Below are 17,926 nucleotides of genomic sequence, written 5' to 3' on the forward strand. Positions count from 1 at the left end.
TCGTCAACCTGGTCAACCTTGTTCATGAAGACAACCAGCGCAGGCACACCAACCTGACGAGCGAGCAGGATGTGCTCACGAGTCTGAGGCATTGGGCCGTCTGCAGCGTTAACAACGAGGATCGCGCCGTCCATCTGTGCAGCACCGGTGATCATGTTTTTCACATAATCAGCGTGGCCTGGACAGTCAACGTGTGCGTAGTGACGAGCGTCGGTTTCATATTCAACGTGCGCTGTGGAGATAGTGATACCACGTGCACGCTCTTCAGGAGCGCCGTCGATTTCGTCGTATGCTTTAAAATCACCGAACTGCTTAGTGATAGCAGCGGTCAGTGTAGTTTTACCGTGGTCAACGTGGCCAATTGTGCCGATGTTGACGTGCGGCTTATTACGTTCAAATTTTTCTTTAGCCATCGGATCTCTCCGTTCTCTCTTGAATCCCTTTGACTGAACTAATGAGGTTTAGGCGTATTTCGCCATAACCTCGTCAGCAACAGCCTGCGGGACTTGGTCGTAATGATCGAACACCATGGAATACTGCGCACGTCCTTGGGACATGGAACGCAAGTTGTTCACGTAACCAAACATGTTGGCCAGCGGAACCATAGCAGTGATAACGGTCACGACACCGCGGTTTTCGGTACCGGCGATCTGTCCACGACGGGAATTCAAATCACCAATCACGTCACCCATATAGTCTTCTGGAGTGACAACCTCAACCTTCATGATAGGTTCCAGAAGCTTTGGACCTGCTTTAGCCACAGCTTCGCGGAAACCAGCACGACCTGCGATCTCAAATGCGAGCACAGACGAGTCAACATCATGGTAAGCACCGTCAGTGAGGGTAGCTTTAATGTCGACCATCGGGAAGCCAGCAAGTGGACCAGAGGACATGACGGATTCGATACCTTTGGATACACCAGGGATGTATTCCTTAGGAACGTTACCGCCAACAATCGTGTTAGCAAACTCAAAACCAGCACCGATTTCATTCGGCTCGATTGAGAGCTTGATGCGAGCAAACTGACCAGTACCACCGGACTGCTTCTTGTGGGTATAATCCACATCAGCAGGCTTGGTAATGGTTTCACGGTAAGCAACCTGAGGTGCACCGATGTTTGCTTCAACCTTGAATTCACGCTTCATGCGATCAACAAGGATGTCCAGGTGAAGTTCGCCCATACCAGCAATGATTGTCTGGCCGGACTCTTCATCTGTCTTCACGCGGAAGGACGGATCCTCAGCAGCCAGGCGGTTCAGGGCAAGGCCCATCTTTTCCTGGTCGCCTTTGGTTTTAGGCTCTACAGCGATCTCGATAACCGGATCAGGGAACTCCATGCGCTCCAGGATAACCGGCTTGAGAGGATCACAAAGAGTATCACCAGTGGTGGTGTCCTTCAGGCCTGCGATCGCAACAATGTCACCTGCATAGGCTACATCGATGTCTTCGCGGGAATTTGAGTGCATCTGCATCATACGACCGACGCGCTCGCGCTTACCTTTAACAGTGTTAAGAACAGAGGAACCCTTGTTCAGAACACCAGAGTAGATGCGTGCGAAAGTCAAAGACCCAACGAACGGATCGTTCATGATCTTAAATGCGAGCATACCGAGTGGCTCTTCGTCAGAAGATTCACGTACGGTTTCTTCTTCAGTCTTAGCGTCGATGCCTTTAATAGCAGGCACTTCAACTGGAGAAGGCAGATAGTCAACAACTGCGTCGAGCAGCGGCTGAACGCCCTTGTTCTTAAATGCGGTACCGCAAAGCACAGGAACGAAGTCACCTGCGATTGTACCTTTACGAATAAGCTGCTGAAGCTTTTCATTGGATGGCATTTCGCCTTCCAAATAAGCTTCCATTGCTTCTTCGTCGATCTCAACAGCAGCTTCGATCAGCTTGTCGCGGAACTCTGCAGCTTTGTCGGCCAGGTCAGCAGGAATGTCCAGCTCATCCCAGCTTGCGCCGAGAGCTTCACCATTCCAGACCAGAGCCTTCATCTTCATCAGATCGACAACACCAGCGAATTCGCTTTCAGCGCCGATTGGCAGCTGCAGGCAAACTGGGTTTGCGCCAAGACGCTTCTCGATCATTTCTACACAGCGGTAGAAATCAGCACCGAGCTTGTCCATCTTGTTGACGAAGATCATGCGAGGAACGTTGTACTTGTCAGCCTGACGCCATACGGTCTCAGTCTGAGGTTCAACACCAGCATTCGCATCGAGAAGTGCAACAGCACCATCAAGAACACGCAGGGAACGCTCAACTTCAATCGTGAAGTCAACGTGGCCTGGAGTGTCGATGATGTTCAGACGCTTACCGTTCCAGTGGGCAGTCGTAGCAGCGGAAGTAATGGTAATACCACGCTCCTGCTCCTGCTCCATCCAGTCCATGGTAGCTGCACCATCATGAACTTCACCGATCTTATGGGACTTACCAGTGTAATACAGAATACGTTCTGTAGTGGTCGTCTTACCAGCATCGATGTGAGCCATGATGCCGAAGTTACGGTAGTCCTCGATTTTGTGCGTACGTGACATAGCGTCAGCCTCTATCCAGGGAGATTACCAACGATAGTGCGAGAACGCACGGTTAGCTTCAGCCATCCGGTGGGTGTCTTCGCGCTTCTTAACGGAGTTACCACGGCCATTCGCAGCATCCAGCAGTTCACCGGACAGACGACCAACCATTGTGGTTTCGTTACGACCGCGAGCTGCAGAAATCAGCCAGCGGATAGCAAGTGCCTGACGACGCTCTGTACGAACTTCGACTGGAACCTGATAAGTTGCACCACCAACACGACGGGAGCGAACTTCAACCTGTGGCATAACGTTTTCGAGCGCCTGATGGAACATCTCGAGTGGGCTAGCCTTAGCTTTAGCTTCGATCGCATCGAATGCACCATATACGATGCGTTCTGCGGTGGATTTTTTACCATCGAGCATTACTGCGTTCATGAACTTAGTAACGACGATATCTCCGAACTTAGGATCCGGAATAACTTGACGCTTTTCAGCGGCGTGACGGCGGGACATATCGGTCTATATCCTATTATTTCGGACGCTTAGCGCCATACTTGGAACGACGCTGTTTACGATCTTTAACACCCTGGGTGTCAAGAACGCCACGGATGATGTGGTAACGAACACCAGGCAAATCCTTTACACGACCACCACGGATCATGACAACGGAGTGCTCTTGGAGGTTATGACCTTCACCCGGGATATAACCAATAACTTCAAAGCCATTGGTCAAACGGATTTTCGCCACTTTACGAAGCGCTGAGTTAGGCTTCTTAGGAGTGGTTGTATAAACGCGAGTACACACGCCGCGCTTCTGCGGGCATGCTTCCATCGCTGGAACTTTGTTCCGCTTCGCCGGCACTGTACGCGGCTTACGGATCAACTGGTTGATCGTTGGCATAATTTGCCCTTTAACTACTTTTGCTCTTCGACCGGACGCAGTTTCTGGTAGACATACGCATGCGCACCAAATCCACGAACGAATATTCGTGAAGGGCACCGCGAAACCAGAGGACCACGGACGGATCCGCGGTCTTGCATTCGACTTGTATTCGCCTTTGAACCCGACAACGTTTAAGCTTCAGTACTCCGAGGCGAGGCGCCTCAGGAGAAGGACATTGCTTACTGCTTGCCATAAGGTTGCCGGAACCTACTCATCAAGACACTGTTCGTCAAGTCCCTTCCAAGAGATTCTTAGGCCCAGACTCTCAGATTCATACGGTGTATCCCAAGATTCGCGTAGATTCAGCAATTTCCTCACGGAAGACCTCAAAATTTGGAAGCGCTTAAGTGTTCATTGCAGTTTGACTCTGAAGATTAAAAGGAAGTTAAGCACATCCCTACTCTGACTCATCGTCATTTTCGCAAGGCACTTGATTCTTGCAGCATTAAGTCAAATTCAATTGCGCCCCTTAAGTGCAAATACTGCCACGGGGCAATGGCACGCCGGCGCCTCAAATCTCAAGCACCGATCACACCCAGTTAGGGAGCAAGACCACCGGCAACCGTCAGTGTGGTCCCACTCACAAATCCTGCCCCGGAAGACCCAAGCCAGACAGCCGCCTCTGCAATATCTGAAGGTTCGGCTATACGACCTAGAGGTGTTGCAGCAGCAACGAGTGCTGGTCGATCAGGATTCCCCTCCCGCTGATGCATGTCGGTCGCAGTTGTTCCCACTCGGATGGCATTCACCCGAATGCCGAGAGGCCCAAACTCTTTCCCAGCACCAATCGTCAATGTCTCCACCGCACCTTTTGAAGCAGCGTAATGGACATACTCTCCCGGGCTTCCCATCACCGCGGCGACCGAGGACATGTTTACAATCGCACCACCTGCACCACCTTCATCAGTCCTCATCCGCTTGGCTGCTTCTTGCATGCAGTAGATCATGCCAAACACATTAGTCTGAAAAGTCGAAACCAACGCCGAGCTATCCAAGTCCACTAGGGAGGACGATCCCCCGATGATGCCCGCATTATTGACAAGGCAAGTGACCACCCCAAGTCTGTCGTCACAAATGTCAAACATCTGACGCACAGCCTCAAGATCAGCTATGTCCGCACCAACAGCAATCGCGCGAACTCCAATCTCCCGACATTGCCGGACAGTCTTCTCCGCTCCGGATTCGTCAAAATGATAGTTTACGCAGACATCGTATCCGGCCTTGGCAAAAGCAACAGCGGTGGCTTGACCAATGCCCTTGCTGGCACCCGTGACCAGTACAATCTTCGAAGTAGCATTCCCCAAGAACGTTCGCTCCATTCTAGTCTGGCTTCAAATACAAAGCCGAAAAATCACTGTACGCTCAAGTCGGCTAAGATCACTACATATTTGAAGCATCCAGCAGAGATCCAATTCCACTCCCCTCTCCCCAAAACGCAAAAAAGGAGAGGTCCCCCTCTCCTTTCCAAAATCCAAAATCAGATCACCAGTTCAGCTATTAGAACGTGATCACTGAAACATTGCCTGCCAGCGCATCTTTATAGGGCTGAACGAAGAATTCTTCCTCCGGCGTTTCCGTGATATATCCCAGCTGATCAAGAGCTGCATCCACAAAACCCTGTTCACCCAGCGCTTCAACAGCACGGCGAACGGCACCATCATCATCAGGTGCTGTCACCATCACATGGAACGGAAGACCATCTTCTTCTTCACCATCTTCCTCTTTCCAGGCACGGCCCATAATCAGGTAGACAACTGGTGGAGTGTCTTCGCCATTTTCTTCTTCAATCTGATCAGACATTTCATTTCCTTCATCACGCACCCCTCTCAGTCCGGCCCGACCGAATGGATGCGTTTCAAATCAAAACACCAGACGTATCCGCCAAGCCAACTTCGGCCCCAAAATCAGATACGCGTTATTCTTGTCATTGGCAGTGATGCAAATCGCCCTCAGGCAACCATCTGCCATAAACGGAAAAGCCGCCCCGAAGGGCGGCTTGACCTGAACTTAGATTTTCCGGCTCATTAGAGCTGTTCGCCGCGGCTGAAATCTTCCAACATGGAGTCCGCGGTGCCAGCAGTAGAAGCTGAACGGCGAGCGTCCTGGATGAGATCATCACGCAGTGTCGCAATCTTACGAGTGCGGTTCATCGCCCCGCCTGTACCCGCTGGGATCAGACGACCAACAATCACGTTCTCTTTCAGACCGTCCAGTGGATCGATCTTGCCGAAGACAGCTGCTTCAGTCAGAACACGCGTTGTTTCCTGGAACGATGCAGCAGAGAAGAACGAACGAGTCTGCAAGCTTGCCTTGGTGATACCCAGAAGAACTGGAACACCCTTGGCAGGATCACGTGCATTATCAACTGCACGCTGGTTTGCTTCTTCAAATTCGATCTTATCGACCTGCTCACCAGAGAAGAACTCTGTTTCGCCCGGATCGGTGATCTCAACTTTCTGGAGCATCTGACGAACAATCACTTCGATGTGCTTGTCGTTAATGCCCACGCCCTGCAGACGGTAAACTTCCTGGATCTCGTTAACGAGGAAGGCAGCCAGTGCCTCAACGCCCTTAATCGCAAGAATGTCGTGCGGTGCCGGGTTACCATCAACAAGGTACTCACCCTTCTCGATAGTGTCCCCTTCCTGCAGGTGGAAGTGCTTGTTCTTCTGGATGAGGTACTCAACAGGCTCCAGGCTCTCATCGGTAGGATCGATGATGATGCGGCGCTTGTTTTTGTAATCTCGGCCAAAGCGGATCGTACCGTCAAGCTCAGCGATAATCGCGTGATCTTTTGGACGACGTGCTTCGAACAGTTCAGCAACTCGTGGCAGACCACCAGTGATGTCTTTCGTTTTCGCAGATTCCAGAGGAATACGTGCAAGAACGTCACCAGCAGAAACCATGTCGCCTGGCTGTACGGACAGAATAGCGTCAACGGAAAGCAGGGAACGAGCATCGCCACCGCGAGCCAGTTTCTTGATCTTACCGCTATCGTCCTGAATAACCATCGCAGGTTTCAGATCAGCACCACGCTGAGAAGAACGCCAGTCGATAACAACACGCTTGGTGATGCCGGTCGCTTCATCAGCAGTTTCCTGCATAGAAGAACCATCAACCAGATCTTCAAAGCCAACACGACCGGAAAGTTCTGTCAGGATCGGACGAGTGTACGGATCCCATTCAGAAATACGATCGCCGCGCTTGATGACATCGCCTTCGTCAACAAAGACCTTACCACCGTAAGTCAGACGGTGCGTAGAGCGCTCGTTGCCGTCGCTGTCAACAATCACAACAGACATGTTACGTGCCATGACAATGTTGTTGCCGTCGGAGTCGCGAACCACATTGCGGTTACGCATCTTCACGGTGCCTTCAAAGTTGGATTCAATGAAGGAGCTATCGACAACCTGTGCCGTACCACCAATGTGGAACGTACGCATGGTCAACTGAGTACCAGGCTCACCAATGGACTGCGCAGCAATAACGCCAACAGCTTCACCGATGTTTACCGGAGTACCACGTGCAAGGTCACGGCCATAACAGGTCGCACATACACCAGTCTTGGTTTCACAAGTCAGCACGGAGCGGATCTTGACCATCTGGACCTTGGCAGCTTCAAGAAGCTCCACGTCCTTCTCGTCGATCATACGTCCCTTAGGAACGAGCACTTCGCCAGTCTTGTTGTTGCAGATGTCTTCAGCCGCAGTACGACCAAGAACACGCATACCAAGGGTCGCGATAACGTTACCAGCATCAACGATTGGCTGAACGGTAATGCCACCGGTGGAACCACAGTCAACTTCAAGAATGATGCTGTCCTGTGCAACGTCCACGAGACGACGTGTCAGGTAACCGGAGTTCGCAGTTTTCAACGCCGTATCGGCAAGACCCTTACGGGCACCGTGGGTGGAGTTGAAGTACTCGAGAACCGACAGACCTTCTTTAAAGTTCGCGATAATCGGGTTTTCGATGATGGAACCATCTGGTTTCGCCATCAGACCGCGCATACCGCCAAGCTGCTTCATCTGCGCTGGAGAACCACGCGCACCGGAGTGAGCCATCATGTAAACAGAGTTCATCTGTTTCTGACGACCTGTGTCCTCTTCGAACTCAGTCGCAGAGATGCGGCCCATCATTTCATCAGCGACTTTGTCAGTACACTTCGCCCAGGCGTCAACAACCTTGTTGTACTTCTCGCCCTGAGTGATCAGACCGTCGTTGTACTGCTGTTCGTATTCAGTCACCAAAGTGGTGGTGCTTTCAACGAGTGTCGCCTTGGTATCAGGGATAACCATGTCATCCTTACCGAAGGAGATACCAGCACGACATGCGTTCTTGAAGCCAAGCTGCATAACGCGGTCACAGAAGATAACGGTCTCTTTCTGACCACAAGCACGATAAACCGTATCGATCATCTTGGAGATGTCTTTTTTGGTCATCAGCTTGTTACAGGCGTCGAACGGGACTTCGAAGTGCTTCGGCAGCAGCTCTGCAATCATCAGACGACCAGGAGTGGTCTCAAAGATTTCAGAGGTTGGGTTGCCCAGCTCATCAACAGACTTGAAGCGACCACGGATCTTGGAGTGAACAGTGATAACACCGTTTTCCAGCGCGTGGTGCAACTCACCCATGTTACCGAAGGCCATGCCTTCACCTGGCTCACCATCTGCCATAATGGACAGGTAGTAAAGACCAAGAACAATATCCTGGGACGGTACGATGATCGGACCACCGTTCGCCGGATGCAGAATGTTGTTGGTGGACATCATGAGAGTACGGGCTTCAAGCTGCGCTTCCAGAGAAAGCGGAACGTGAACAGCCATCTGGTCACCATCGAAGTCAGCGTTAAACGCGGAACAAACGAGTGGGTGCAGCTGGATTGCCTTACCTTCAATCAGGGTAGGTTCGAAAGCCTGGATGCCTAGACGGTGAAGCGTAGGCGCACGGTTCAGAAGAACCGGGTGCTCGCGGATCACTTCATCAAGGATATCCCAAACTTCCGGACGCTCTTTTTCAACGAGCTTCTTCGCCTGTTTAACAGTGGAAGAATAACCCTTTGCATCGAGGCGGGAGTAGATGAACGGCTTGAATAGCTCAAGCGCCATCTTCTTCGGCAGACCACATTGGTGCAGCTTCAGTTCAGGACCCACAGTAATAACGGAACGACCGGAGTAATCCACGCGCTTACCAAGAAGGTTCTGACGGAAACGACCTTGCTTACCTTTCAGCATATCGGAAAGGGACTTCAAAGGACGTTTGTTAGCACCCTGGATCACACGACCACGACGACCATTATCGAACAGCGCATCTACAGATTCCTGCAGCATACGTTTTTCGTTACGAATAATGATGTCAGGAGCTTTAAGCTCGATCAGACGCTTCAGACGGTTGTTACGGTTGATCACACGACGATAAAGATCGTTGAGGTCAGACGTAGCAAAACGGCCACCATCCAATGGAACCAGCGGACGCAGATCTGGTGGGATCACAGGAACAACGGTCAGGATCATCCATTCAGGACGGTTTCCAGACTCGATGAACGCCTCAACAACCTTCAAGCGCTTCGCCAGTTTCTTAGGCTTCAGCTCTGTGGTTGCTTCTGCAATTTCCTGACGGATCTTTTCAGATTCACGCTGCAGATCCATGCTGGCAAGGATCTCACGGATCGCTTCAGCACCAATCATAGCAGTGAAGCTGTCTTCACCGTATTCGTCCTGAGCGGCAACAAACTCTTCTTCAGAAAGCAGCTGACGCAGCTTCAAAGGAGTAAGGCCTGGCTCAATAACAACGTAGTTCTCGAAGTACAGGATGCGCTCAAGATCCTTAAGCGTCATATCCAACAGCATGCCGATACGGGATGGCAGCGACTTCAGGAACCAGATATGCGCAACAGGAGCAGCAAGCTCAATGTGGCCCATACGTTCACGGCGTACACGGGACAAGGTGACTTCAACGCCACACTTCTCACAGATAACGCCTTTATATTTCATGCGCTTATACTTACCGCACAAGCACTCATAGTCCTTGATAGGACCGAAAATCCGAGCACAGAACAGCCCGTCGCGCTCTGGCTTGAAAGTTCTGTAGTTGATCGTCTCCGGCTTTTTGATCTCACCGAACGACCAGGACAGAATTTTCTCCGGGCTGGCGATCGAGATGCGGATATGATCGAAGGTCTGTGCGGGAGCCTGTTGATTGAACAGGTTCATGACCTCTTGCGACATCAGCTCTCTCCTAAAATGCGCGGTTTGGGGAGCGTGCTAATAAGCAGGCTCCCCTCTTCCGGCATGAATACATGACTTACAGCGAAATACCTTGAAAGGTCTTATTCCGCGGCATCGATTGCTTCAGCGTCATCATTGGCTTTCTGACGCGGTTCCTTATCCTGCAACTCGACATTGAGGCCCAGGGAACGCATTTCCTTGACGAGAACGTTAAAGCTCTCAGGAATACCCGCCTCAAATGTGTCGTCACCCCGGACGATAGCTTCATAAACCTTGGTACGACCTGCCACGTCATCAGACTTAACAGTGAGCATTTCCTGCAAGGTGTACGCTGCGCCATAAGCTTCCAGCGCCCACACTTCCATCTCACCGAAGCGCTGACCGCCGAACTGCGCCTTACCACCCAGCGGCTGCTGAGTAACAAGAGAGTAAGGTCCGATAGAACGCGCGTGGATCTTATCGTCAACCAAGTGGTGAAGCTTGAGCATGTAGATGTAACCTACAGTGACCTGACGGTCGAACTGTTCGCCGGTACGTCCGTCATACAATGTAGACTGACCGGATGGCTTCATCTCAGCAATGTTCAGCATGTCAACAACGTCAGGTTCACGTGCACCATCAAAGACCGGAGTCGCGATGGAAACGCCATGACGCAGCTGCTCACCAAGTTTAGCAATGCCTTCGTCGTCGTATTCTTGAACCGGCTCACCCTTGATGTTGTCGCCGTAGATCTCAACGACCTTGCCACGAAGCTGTTCGATCTCGCCAGACTTACGATATTCGTCGTAAAGCTCGCCGATCTTCTGCCCCATGCCGGCACAAGCCCAGCCAAGGTGTGTTTCAAGAATCTGACCAACGTTCATACGTGATGGAACGCCGAGTGGGTTCAGAACGATATCAACGTGTTGACCGTCATCCAGGAATGGCATGTCTTCACATGGGTTGATTTTGGAAACCACACCCTTGTTACCGTGACGACCAGCCATCTTATCACCAGGCTGAATCTTACGCTTAACCGCAACGAAGACCTTAACCATCTTCATCACGCCAGGTGGCAACTCATCACCACGCTGCAGCTTCTCAACCTTGTCGATGAAGCGCTGTTCCAGACGCTTACGGCTCTCATCATAAGAACCACGAAGCGCTTCCAGCTCGCTCATCAGCTGCTCGTCTTCGACAGCAAACTGCCACCACTGAGAACGTGGGAATTCGTTCAGAACGTTTCCGTCGATCTCAACACCCTTACGGAAGTTCTTCGGACCACCAACAGTCACATGACCCATGATCATCTCAGCCAGACGGCCATAGACGTTACGGTCAAGAATTGCCTGTTCGTCGTCGCGGTCTTTCGCAAGACGTTCAATCTCTTCGCGCTCGATAGCCATTGCGCGTTCGTCTTTTTCAACGCCGTGGCGGTTGAATACACGAACTTCAACAACAGTACCGGATACACCTGGAGACAGACGCATGGATGTGTCGCGAACGTCAGAAGCTTTCTCACCGAAGATCGCACGCAGAAGTTTTTCTTCTGGTGTCATTGGGCTTTCGCCCTTTGGAGTGATCTTACCAACGAGAATGTCGCCTGGTTTCACCTCAGCACCAACATAAACAATGCCGGCTTCGTCAAGGTTCTTCAGCGCTTCTTCAGAAACGTTAGGAATATCGCGAGTGATTTCCTCAGGGCCAAGCTTCGTATCACGCGCCATCACTTCGAATTCTTCGAGGTGGATGGAGGTGAAGACGTCATCGCGAACGATGCGCTCGGACAGAAGGATGGAATCCTCGAAGTTGTAGCCGTTCCAAGGCATGAACGCGACCATAACGTTACGGCCAAGCGCCAGATCACCCAGATCAGTCGAAGGACCGTCTGCAATGATATCGCCCTTACGAACCCGGTCACCTACGTTCACCAGCGGACGCTGGTTGATACAGGTATCCTGGTTGGAACGCTGGAACTTCATCAGGCGGTAGATATCTACGCCAGACTTGGAAGGATCTAGATCTTCAGTCGCACGAATAACGATACGTGTTGCGTCAACCTGGTCAACCACACCGCCGCGACGTGCGCCGATAGCAGCACCAGAGTCACGAGCAACGATTGGTTCCATACCGGTGCCAACAAATGGAGCCTGTGCACGAACGAGCGGCACAGCCTGACGCATCATGTTGGAACCCATCAGCGCGCGGTTCGCATCATCGTTCTCAAGGAACGGAATGAGCGACGCGGCAACGGAAACCAGCTGTTTCGGAGACACATCCATCAGATCAACGCGATCAGAGGTGACCAAGATGTTTTCACCTGCGTGACGACACTGAACCAGGTCGTTCACGAAGCTACCATCTTCGTTCATCTCAGCGTTCGCCTGAGAAACGTAGTACTTGCTCTCTTCCATAGCGGAGAGATAGACAACGTCTTTCGTCACAATGCCATCAATAACACGGCGGTATGGGCTCTCAATAAAGCCATACTTGTTCACACGTGCAAAGGTAGCCAGTGAGTTGATCAGACCAATGTTCGGACCTTCCGGTGTTTCAATCGGGCAGATACGACCATAGTGTGTTGGGTGAACGTCACGAACTTCAAAGCCTGCGCGCTCACGGGTCAAACCACCAGGCCCAAGCGCTGAAAGACGACGCTTATGCGTCACTTCAGAGAGTGGGTTGGTCTGATCCATAAACTGAGACAGCTGGGAAGAACCGAAGAACTCACGTACAGCTGCTGCAGCAGGTTTTGCGTTGATCAGATCCTGAGGCATCACAGTGTCGATCTCAACGGAGCTCATACGCTCCTTGATCGCACGTTCCATGCGCAGCAGGCCAACACGGTACTGGTTTTCCATCAGTTCGCCAACGGAGCGAACACGACGGTTACCAAGGTTATCGATGTCATCGATTTCGCCGCGGCCATCACGAAGATTAAGCAGCAGGCTGATCACTGACAGGATGTCGTCTTTACGCAGAACACGAACAGTATCTTCACACTCAAGGTCAAGACGCATGTTCATTTTCACGCGGCCAACCGCGGAGAGGTCGTAGCGCTCAGCATCGAAGAACAGAGACTGGAACATAGCCTCAGCTGTTTCGATGGTTGGCGGCTCACCAGGACGCATAACGCGGTAGATGTCGAACAGAGCACCTTCGCGGCCGTCATTCTTGTCAGCAGCCAGAGTGTTGCGGATGTAAGGACCTACGTTAACGTAGTCGATATCCAGAACAGGCAGATCGTGGTAGCCACGCTCGATAAGCTCATGAAGAAGCTTTTCAGTCAGCTCTTCACCAGCTTCAGCGTATATCTCACCAGTACCCATGTCGACAATGTCTTCAGCAAGGTACTGACCATAGAGATCTTCATCAGAGCCTTTCAGAGCTTTAACGCCCTTTTCGGTCAACTGACGAATTGTGCGAGCGGTAATTTTCTTACCAGCTTCAACAACCACTTCACCGCTAGCAGCATCAACCATGTCGGTGACGGCTTTGGTGCCCTTCAGACGAGCGCCATCAAACGGAACAGACCAGCTGCCCTCGCCTGCACGAACGTAGTCGATGCGCTTGTAGAAGGTGTTCAGAATTTCTTCGCTGTCCAGACCAAGCGCCATCAACAGAGATGTCACTGGAATCTTACGACGGCGATCGATACGTGCGTGGACAATGTCCTTAGCATCGAATTCGATATCGAGCCATGAACCACGGTAAGGGATCACACGTGCAGCAAACAGAAGTTTACCGGAAGAGTGGGTCTTACCTTTGTCATGGTCAAAGAATACACCCGGGGAACGGTGCATCTGAGACACGATAACGCGTTCTGTACCATTGATCACAAAGGTACCGTTATCGGTCATGAACGGAATATCGCCCATGTAGACATCTTGTTCTTTGATGTCTTTAACCGATTTTGCGCCAGTATCTTCATCCACATCAAACACGATGAGGCGAAGCGTAAGCTTCAGTGGCGCAGCGTAAGTCATATCACGCTGGCGGCACTCTTCCACATCATACTTTGGTGCTTCAAATTCGTAATCTACGAATTCAAGAAGGGAATTGCCTGCAAAATCCGAAATGGGGAATACGGACTTAAATACGGCCTCAAGGCCTTCGTCAACGCGGCTATCTTCTACCTTATCAACTTGCAAGAATTGGTCATAAGACGCCTTCTGCACTTCAATAAGATTTGGCATAGCCGCTACATCGCGGATGGATCCGAAGTATTTACGGACCCGCTTGCGACCGTTGAACGTCTGCGTCATTGTCGCTCCTCGTATCACTCAAGGTGACGGTTCAGAAAAACGACGCCCTGCATGGCAGAAAACGTAGCTTCTCAGAACCGTCCACAATAGGGCGCTGTCAGGCACCCTCCCCCGTTGGGACGTTTACCCCGGCCGGGAAACCCGCCAGGGTACGGAAAAGGTCCCGGATTACTCCGGGACCAATATCTGAAGAACTCAGGATTACTTGAGTTCTACTTTTGCACCAGCTTCTTCGAGCTTCTTTTTCAGCTCTTCTGCTTCGTCTTTGGAAACTGCTTCTTTAACAGCTTTTGGAGCGCCTTCTACGAGCTCTTTAGCTTCTTTCAGACCAAGACCAGTGATCGCACGTACTTCTTTGATCACGTTGATTTTCTTCGCGCCAGCGTCAGCCAGGATCACGTCGAATTCAGTCTGTTCTTCAGCAGCTTCAGCAGCTGGACCAGCAGCAGCAACAGCTACAGGAGCAGCAGCAGATACGCCCCACTCTTCTTCGAGCAGTTTGGAAAGCTCAGCAGCTTCCATAACGGTCAGTGCGGAGAGTTCTTCTACGATCTTTGCGAGATCAGCCATTTTTCAGTACCTTGTTGTTCGAACCGTTTTCGGTTTTGACAAAAATTATGTGGTTCCGCCTTACGCGGCTTGGTCCTTCTCGGCGTACGCATTGAAGACGCGAGCAAGTTGCCCGGCCGGTGCGCTCGTAACCATGGCCATACGGGTCGCTGGGGTCTGAATCATACCCACCAGCTTGCCACGAAGCTCGTCCAGGGACGGCATCGTTGCCAGTGCATTAACACCAGCAGTATCCAGGTTAGTTGAACCAAGAGCACCACCAAGGATTACGAAGTCTTCGTTAGCCTTAGCGAAGTTAGCAGCAGCCTTAGGCGCAGCAACTGGATCATCGGAATAAACGATGACAGTTGGGCCTTTGAACAGGTCGCTGATATGCTCTAGTTCAGTGCCTTGAAGGGCAAGCTTGACAAGGCGGTTTTTAGCAACCTTTACGGTACCACCAGCTTCACGAGCATCAGCACGAAGCTGAGTCATCTGAGAAACTGAAAGGCCCGCATAGTGCGCAACAACTGCAACGCCAGTGTTAGACAACACTTCGTTGAAATCGCTGACGAACTTTTGCTTATCCGCTCTTTCCACTTGCCTTCTCCAGTTGGCAGCAATTCTCATTGCCGCCGGTTTGCCTTTGCCGCATCAAAATTGGGCTAACCCAACCTCGACAACGACGATTAGGGTCCTGTCCCCTTACGCGCCGGAGAGACGCAGCAAGGCAATTTGGTTCGAACCGCAAGGTTGAATTGCATTTTGCATATCAACCAAATCAGTTCTTCTCCATCTATGCAGGCCTTTCTTATCAAAAACTTAAACCAACAAACGTTGGCACCTGCAGTCTCGGACAGGGATGCCGAAGGACCATAACAGTCTTTCAGCGGTAAAACCTCCCACATAAAAGCGGGAGGTAACTCTTATAGGCGAGGTGTTTACTCGGTAATAGAACCAAGATCAACCTTCACACCAGGTCCCATCGTGGATGAAATGGCTACGCGCTTAACGTAAGTACCTTTTGCACCTGATGGCTTAGCTTTGATCACTGCATCAACGAACGCTTTTACGTTCTCTTCCAGCTTGGTAGCTTCAAAAGAAGCTTTGCCAACGCCAGCGTGAATGATACCAGCTTTTTCAACGCGGAACTGTACAGAACCACCTTTGGCGTCTTTAACAGCCTTGGTCACGTCAGGGGTCACAGTGCCAACCTTAGGGTTAGGCATCATGCCGCGAGGACCGAGAACTTTACCAAGACGACCAACGAGTGGCATCATGTCAGGAGTTGCGATGACGGTATCGAAGTTGATGGTACCGCCCTGAACTTCTTTAACCAGCTCTTCAGCACCAACAATGTCTGCGCCAGCAGCTTTTGCTTCGTCAGCTTTCGCATCACGAGCAAACACAGCAACGCGTACAGTTTTACCGGTACCGTTTGGAAGAACACATGCACCACGAACCATCTGGTCAGCGTGACGTGGGTCAACACCAAGGTTGATTGCAACTTCGATGGTTTCGTCAAACTTGGCAGTGGAGCCAGACTTAACAACACCAAGAGCTTCGCTTACTGCGTACTCTTTGTTACGATCAATACCTTCGCGAGCAGCTTTAATGCGCTTACCTACTTTAGCCATGATACTCTTACTCCGTAACTTCCAGACCCATGGAACGGGCGGAGCCTTCGATCATCAGCATTGCTGCTTCGATGTCGTTAGCGTTGAGATCTTTCATCTTAGCTTCAGCGATTTCACGAACCTGAGCTTTAGTTACGGACGCAATGGTACCGCGACCAGCAGTTGCTGAGCCAGATTTGATTTTCGCAGCTTTCTTGAGGAAGAAGGAAGCCGGAGCTGTCTTGATCTCAAATGTGAAAGACTTATCGGAATAATAAGTAATGGTTGTTGGGCAAGGAGCACCTTTCTCAACATCCTGGGTCTTAGCGTTAAACGCCTTACAGAATTCCATGATGTTCAGACCGCGCTGACCCAGCGCAGGACCAATTGGTGGGGATGGTGTAGCAGAACCTGCTGGCACCTGAAGCTTTAAGTAGCCGTCAATCTTTTTCGCCATAATTCTCTCCAGAATGGATCTGTGAAATCACGCTAAGCGCATTTCACTGGATAAGAGAGCGGGCGGTCTGGCTTCCAGCACACCGACGAAAGTGCGCTTCACCTGCCGCCCCATCCCGGACTTAACCGACTTTGTCGACCTGTCCGTATTCAAGTTCAACCGGTGTAGCCCGGCCGAAGATGGACACTGTCACTTTAAGACGTGCCCGTTCCTCATCGACTTCCTCGACGAGACCAGAGAAGGAAGCAAACGGGCCATCGCTGACGCGAACCTGTTCACCAACTTCAAAGCTGACAGAAGGTTTCGGAGCTTCGACACCTTCCTGAACCTGATTAAGAATACGCTGCGCTTCTGCCTCGGAGATAGGCATCGGCTTCTTGTCATTACCAAGGAAGCCAGAAACTTTCGGCGTATCGTTGATCAGGTGATAAGCATCGTCGCTCATCTCCATCTTCACCAGAACGTATCCTGGGAAGAACTTACGCTCAGCATCAACCTTGCGACCGCGACGTACTTCTACGAATTTCTCGGTCGGAACCAGAACTTCGTCAAATGAATCTTCAAGACCCTGCTGCGAAGCTCTTTCTTTAATCGCTTCAGCAACTTTACGCTCGAAGTTCGAATAAGCGTGCACAATATACCAGCGCTTAGCCATCTTAAATCCTGTTCCTACTAGAAATGCCTGTGAGACTATTAGAAGCCAAGCAGTAAACTGATACCCCAGCTCATAAGCTGGTCAGCAGCAAGAAAGAACATCGCCGCCAGGAAAACCATCACGAAGACCATTAACGTGGTCACGCCAGTTTCCTTACGCGTCGGCCAAGTTACCTTCGCAGTTTCAGAACGAACTTGCTGGATAAATGTAAAAGGATTGGTTTTTGCCATCCGGTCCCGGCCCATTACACGACAGGTGGGCGCGTAGATTCTTCCACGCGCCCTATCCCTGAAAAACTCTTCATATGCCACCAACTTCGATTAATCAAGATTTTTCTCAACCAAAGAGATGGCAGGGGCAGCAGGGCTCGAACCCGCGACCTACGGTTTTGGAGACCGTCGCTCTACCAACTGAGCTATACCCCTACAAAGTCCCAAACATGGGACAAAACCTTTTTCCGACCAACAATCAACTCACTGGAAGGAACCATACCGCAATAACCACCGCGGTACGATATGTAAAGACTTTAAAAGTCTTTATTCGATGATTTCTGCTACCACACCAGCGCCGACGGTACGACCACCTTCACGGATAGCGAAACGAAGACCATCTTCCATAGCGATTGGTACGATAAGTTCAACTGAAACAGCAACGTTATCACCAGGCATCACCATTTCTGTGCCTTCTGGCAGAGAAACAACACCAGTCACGTCAGT

At 51.1% G+C, this 17,926-nt stretch carries 15 protein-coding genes and 1 tRNA gene; all 16 read right to left on the reverse strand.

Going from position 1 to position 17,926, the window contains the following annotated elements:
- Nucleotides 1-413, reverse strand: a 413-nt coding sequence (locus tag BM231_RS23720) for a GTP-binding protein (protein ID WP_425287828.1), incomplete at its 3' end; no start/stop codon positions are given.
- Between the two features lie 48 nt (nucleotides 414-461).
- Complete coding sequence (gene fusA, locus BM231_RS23725) at nucleotides 462-2,537, reverse strand: elongation factor G (protein ID WP_093523464.1); 2,076 nt, start codon at nucleotides 2,535-2,537, stop codon at nucleotides 462-464.
- A gap of 24 nt (nucleotides 2,538-2,561) precedes the next feature.
- The gene (gene rpsG, locus BM231_RS23730; RefSeq protein WP_093523466.1) at nucleotides 2,562-3,032 is read right to left on the reverse strand and encodes a 30S ribosomal protein S7; all 471 of its coding nucleotides are present in this window, start codon (nucleotides 3,030-3,032) and stop codon (nucleotides 2,562-2,564) included.
- A gap of 16 nt (nucleotides 3,033-3,048) precedes the next feature.
- Entirely contained in the window at nucleotides 3,049-3,420 is a 372-nt protein-coding gene (gene rpsL, locus BM231_RS23735; protein WP_057464826.1) for a 30S ribosomal protein S12, read from the reverse strand.
- A 581-nt stretch (nucleotides 3,421-4,001) separates the two neighbouring features.
- Nucleotides 4,002-4,766: an SDR family oxidoreductase gene (locus BM231_RS23740; RefSeq protein WP_244527209.1), complete on the reverse strand. Its 765-nt coding sequence runs from the start codon at nucleotides 4,764-4,766 to the stop codon at nucleotides 4,002-4,004.
- 193 nt (nucleotides 4,767-4,959) lie between these two features.
- Nucleotides 4,960-5,262, reverse strand: a complete 303-nt coding sequence (locus BM231_RS23745; protein ID WP_093523470.1) for a regulator — start codon at nucleotides 5,260-5,262, stop codon at nucleotides 4,960-4,962.
- 224 nt (nucleotides 5,263-5,486) lie between these two features.
- Entirely contained in the window at nucleotides 5,487-9,689 is a 4,203-nt protein-coding gene (gene rpoC / locus BM231_RS23750) for a DNA-directed RNA polymerase subunit beta' (protein ID WP_093523472.1), read from the reverse strand.
- Between the two features lie 101 nt (nucleotides 9,690-9,790).
- On the reverse strand, nucleotides 9,791-13,933 hold the full coding sequence (gene rpoB / locus BM231_RS23755) for a DNA-directed RNA polymerase subunit beta (RefSeq protein ID WP_093523474.1): 4,143 nt from the start codon (nucleotides 13,931-13,933) through the stop codon (nucleotides 9,791-9,793).
- Between the two features lie 201 nt (nucleotides 13,934-14,134).
- Complete coding sequence (rplL, locus tag BM231_RS23760; protein WP_093523476.1) at nucleotides 14,135-14,503, reverse strand: 50S ribosomal protein L7/L12; 369 nt, start codon at nucleotides 14,501-14,503, stop codon at nucleotides 14,135-14,137.
- A gap of 60 nt (nucleotides 14,504-14,563) precedes the next feature.
- Nucleotides 14,564-15,082 carry a 50S ribosomal protein L10 gene (gene rplJ, locus BM231_RS23765; protein ID WP_093523478.1) on the reverse strand — a complete coding sequence of 173 codons (519 nt, stop codon included), beginning with the start codon at nucleotides 15,080-15,082 and terminating at the stop codon, nucleotides 14,564-14,566.
- Nucleotides 15,083-15,423: 341 nt separating this feature from the next.
- Nucleotides 15,424-16,119 (reverse strand): 50S ribosomal protein L1, encoded by a 696-nt coding sequence (rplA, locus tag BM231_RS23770; protein ID WP_093523480.1) that lies wholly within the window; start codon nucleotides 16,117-16,119, stop codon nucleotides 15,424-15,426.
- A 7-nt stretch (nucleotides 16,120-16,126) separates the two neighbouring features.
- Entirely contained in the window at nucleotides 16,127-16,555 is a 429-nt protein-coding gene (gene rplK / locus BM231_RS23775; protein WP_093523482.1) for a 50S ribosomal protein L11, read from the reverse strand.
- A gap of 121 nt (nucleotides 16,556-16,676) precedes the next feature.
- Nucleotides 16,677-17,210: a transcription termination/antitermination protein NusG gene (nusG, locus tag BM231_RS23780; protein WP_093523484.1), complete on the reverse strand. Its 534-nt coding sequence runs from the start codon at nucleotides 17,208-17,210 to the stop codon at nucleotides 16,677-16,679.
- Between the two features lie 38 nt (nucleotides 17,211-17,248).
- Nucleotides 17,249-17,440, reverse strand: a complete 192-nt coding sequence (secE, locus tag BM231_RS23785) for a preprotein translocase subunit SecE (RefSeq protein ID WP_057464836.1) — start codon at nucleotides 17,438-17,440, stop codon at nucleotides 17,249-17,251.
- A 119-nt stretch (nucleotides 17,441-17,559) separates the two neighbouring features.
- Nucleotides 17,560-17,635: transfer RNA gene (locus BM231_RS23790), tRNA-Trp, on the reverse strand.
- A 111-nt stretch (nucleotides 17,636-17,746) separates the two neighbouring features.
- Nucleotides 17,747-17,926 (reverse strand): EF-Tu C-terminal domain-related protein (locus BM231_RS23795; protein ID WP_483150653.1); only part of this gene is annotated, 180 nt, incomplete at its 5' end.

This window comes from Pseudovibrio ascidiaceicola (assembly GCF_900114245.1).
Lineage (GTDB): Bacteria > Pseudomonadota > Alphaproteobacteria > Rhizobiales > Stappiaceae > Pseudovibrio > Pseudovibrio ascidiaceicola.

Bases quoted from the DNA above. Each gene is read 5' to 3' on its own strand.
- nusG (WP_093523484.1), bottom strand. From the start codon at position 17,210: ATGGCTAAGCGCTGGTATATTGTGCACGCTTATTCGAACTTCGAGCGT.
- secE (WP_057464836.1), bottom strand. From the start codon at position 17,440: ATGGCAAAAACCAATCCTTTTACATTTATCCAGCAAGTTCGTTCTGAA.
- rpsL (WP_057464826.1), bottom strand. From the start codon at position 3,420: ATGCCAACGATCAACCAGTTGATCCGTAAGCCGCGTACAGTGCCGGCG.
- rpoC (WP_093523472.1), bottom strand. From the start codon at position 9,689: ATGTCGCAAGAGGTCATGAACCTGTTCAATCAACAGGCTCCCGCACAG.
- rplA (WP_093523480.1), bottom strand. From the start codon at position 16,119: ATGGCTAAAGTAGGTAAGCGCATTAAAGCTGCTCGCGAAGGTATTGAT.
- rpoB (WP_093523474.1), bottom strand. From the start codon at position 13,933: ATGACGCAGACGTTCAACGGTCGCAAGCGGGTCCGTAAATACTTCGGA.
- BM231_RS23745 (WP_093523470.1), bottom strand. From the start codon at position 5,262: ATGTCTGATCAGATTGAAGAAGAAAATGGCGAAGACACTCCACCAGTT.
- rplK (WP_093523482.1), bottom strand. From the start codon at position 16,555: ATGGCGAAAAAGATTGACGGCTACTTAAAGCTTCAGGTGCCAGCAGGT.
- fusA (WP_093523464.1), bottom strand. From the start codon at position 2,537: ATGTCACGTACGCACAAAATCGAGGACTACCGTAACTTCGGCATCATG.
- rplL (WP_093523476.1), bottom strand. From the start codon at position 14,503: ATGGCTGATCTCGCAAAGATCGTAGAAGAACTCTCCGCACTGACCGTT.
- rpsG (WP_093523466.1), bottom strand. From the start codon at position 3,032: ATGTCCCGCCGTCACGCCGCTGAAAAGCGTCAAGTTATTCCGGATCCT.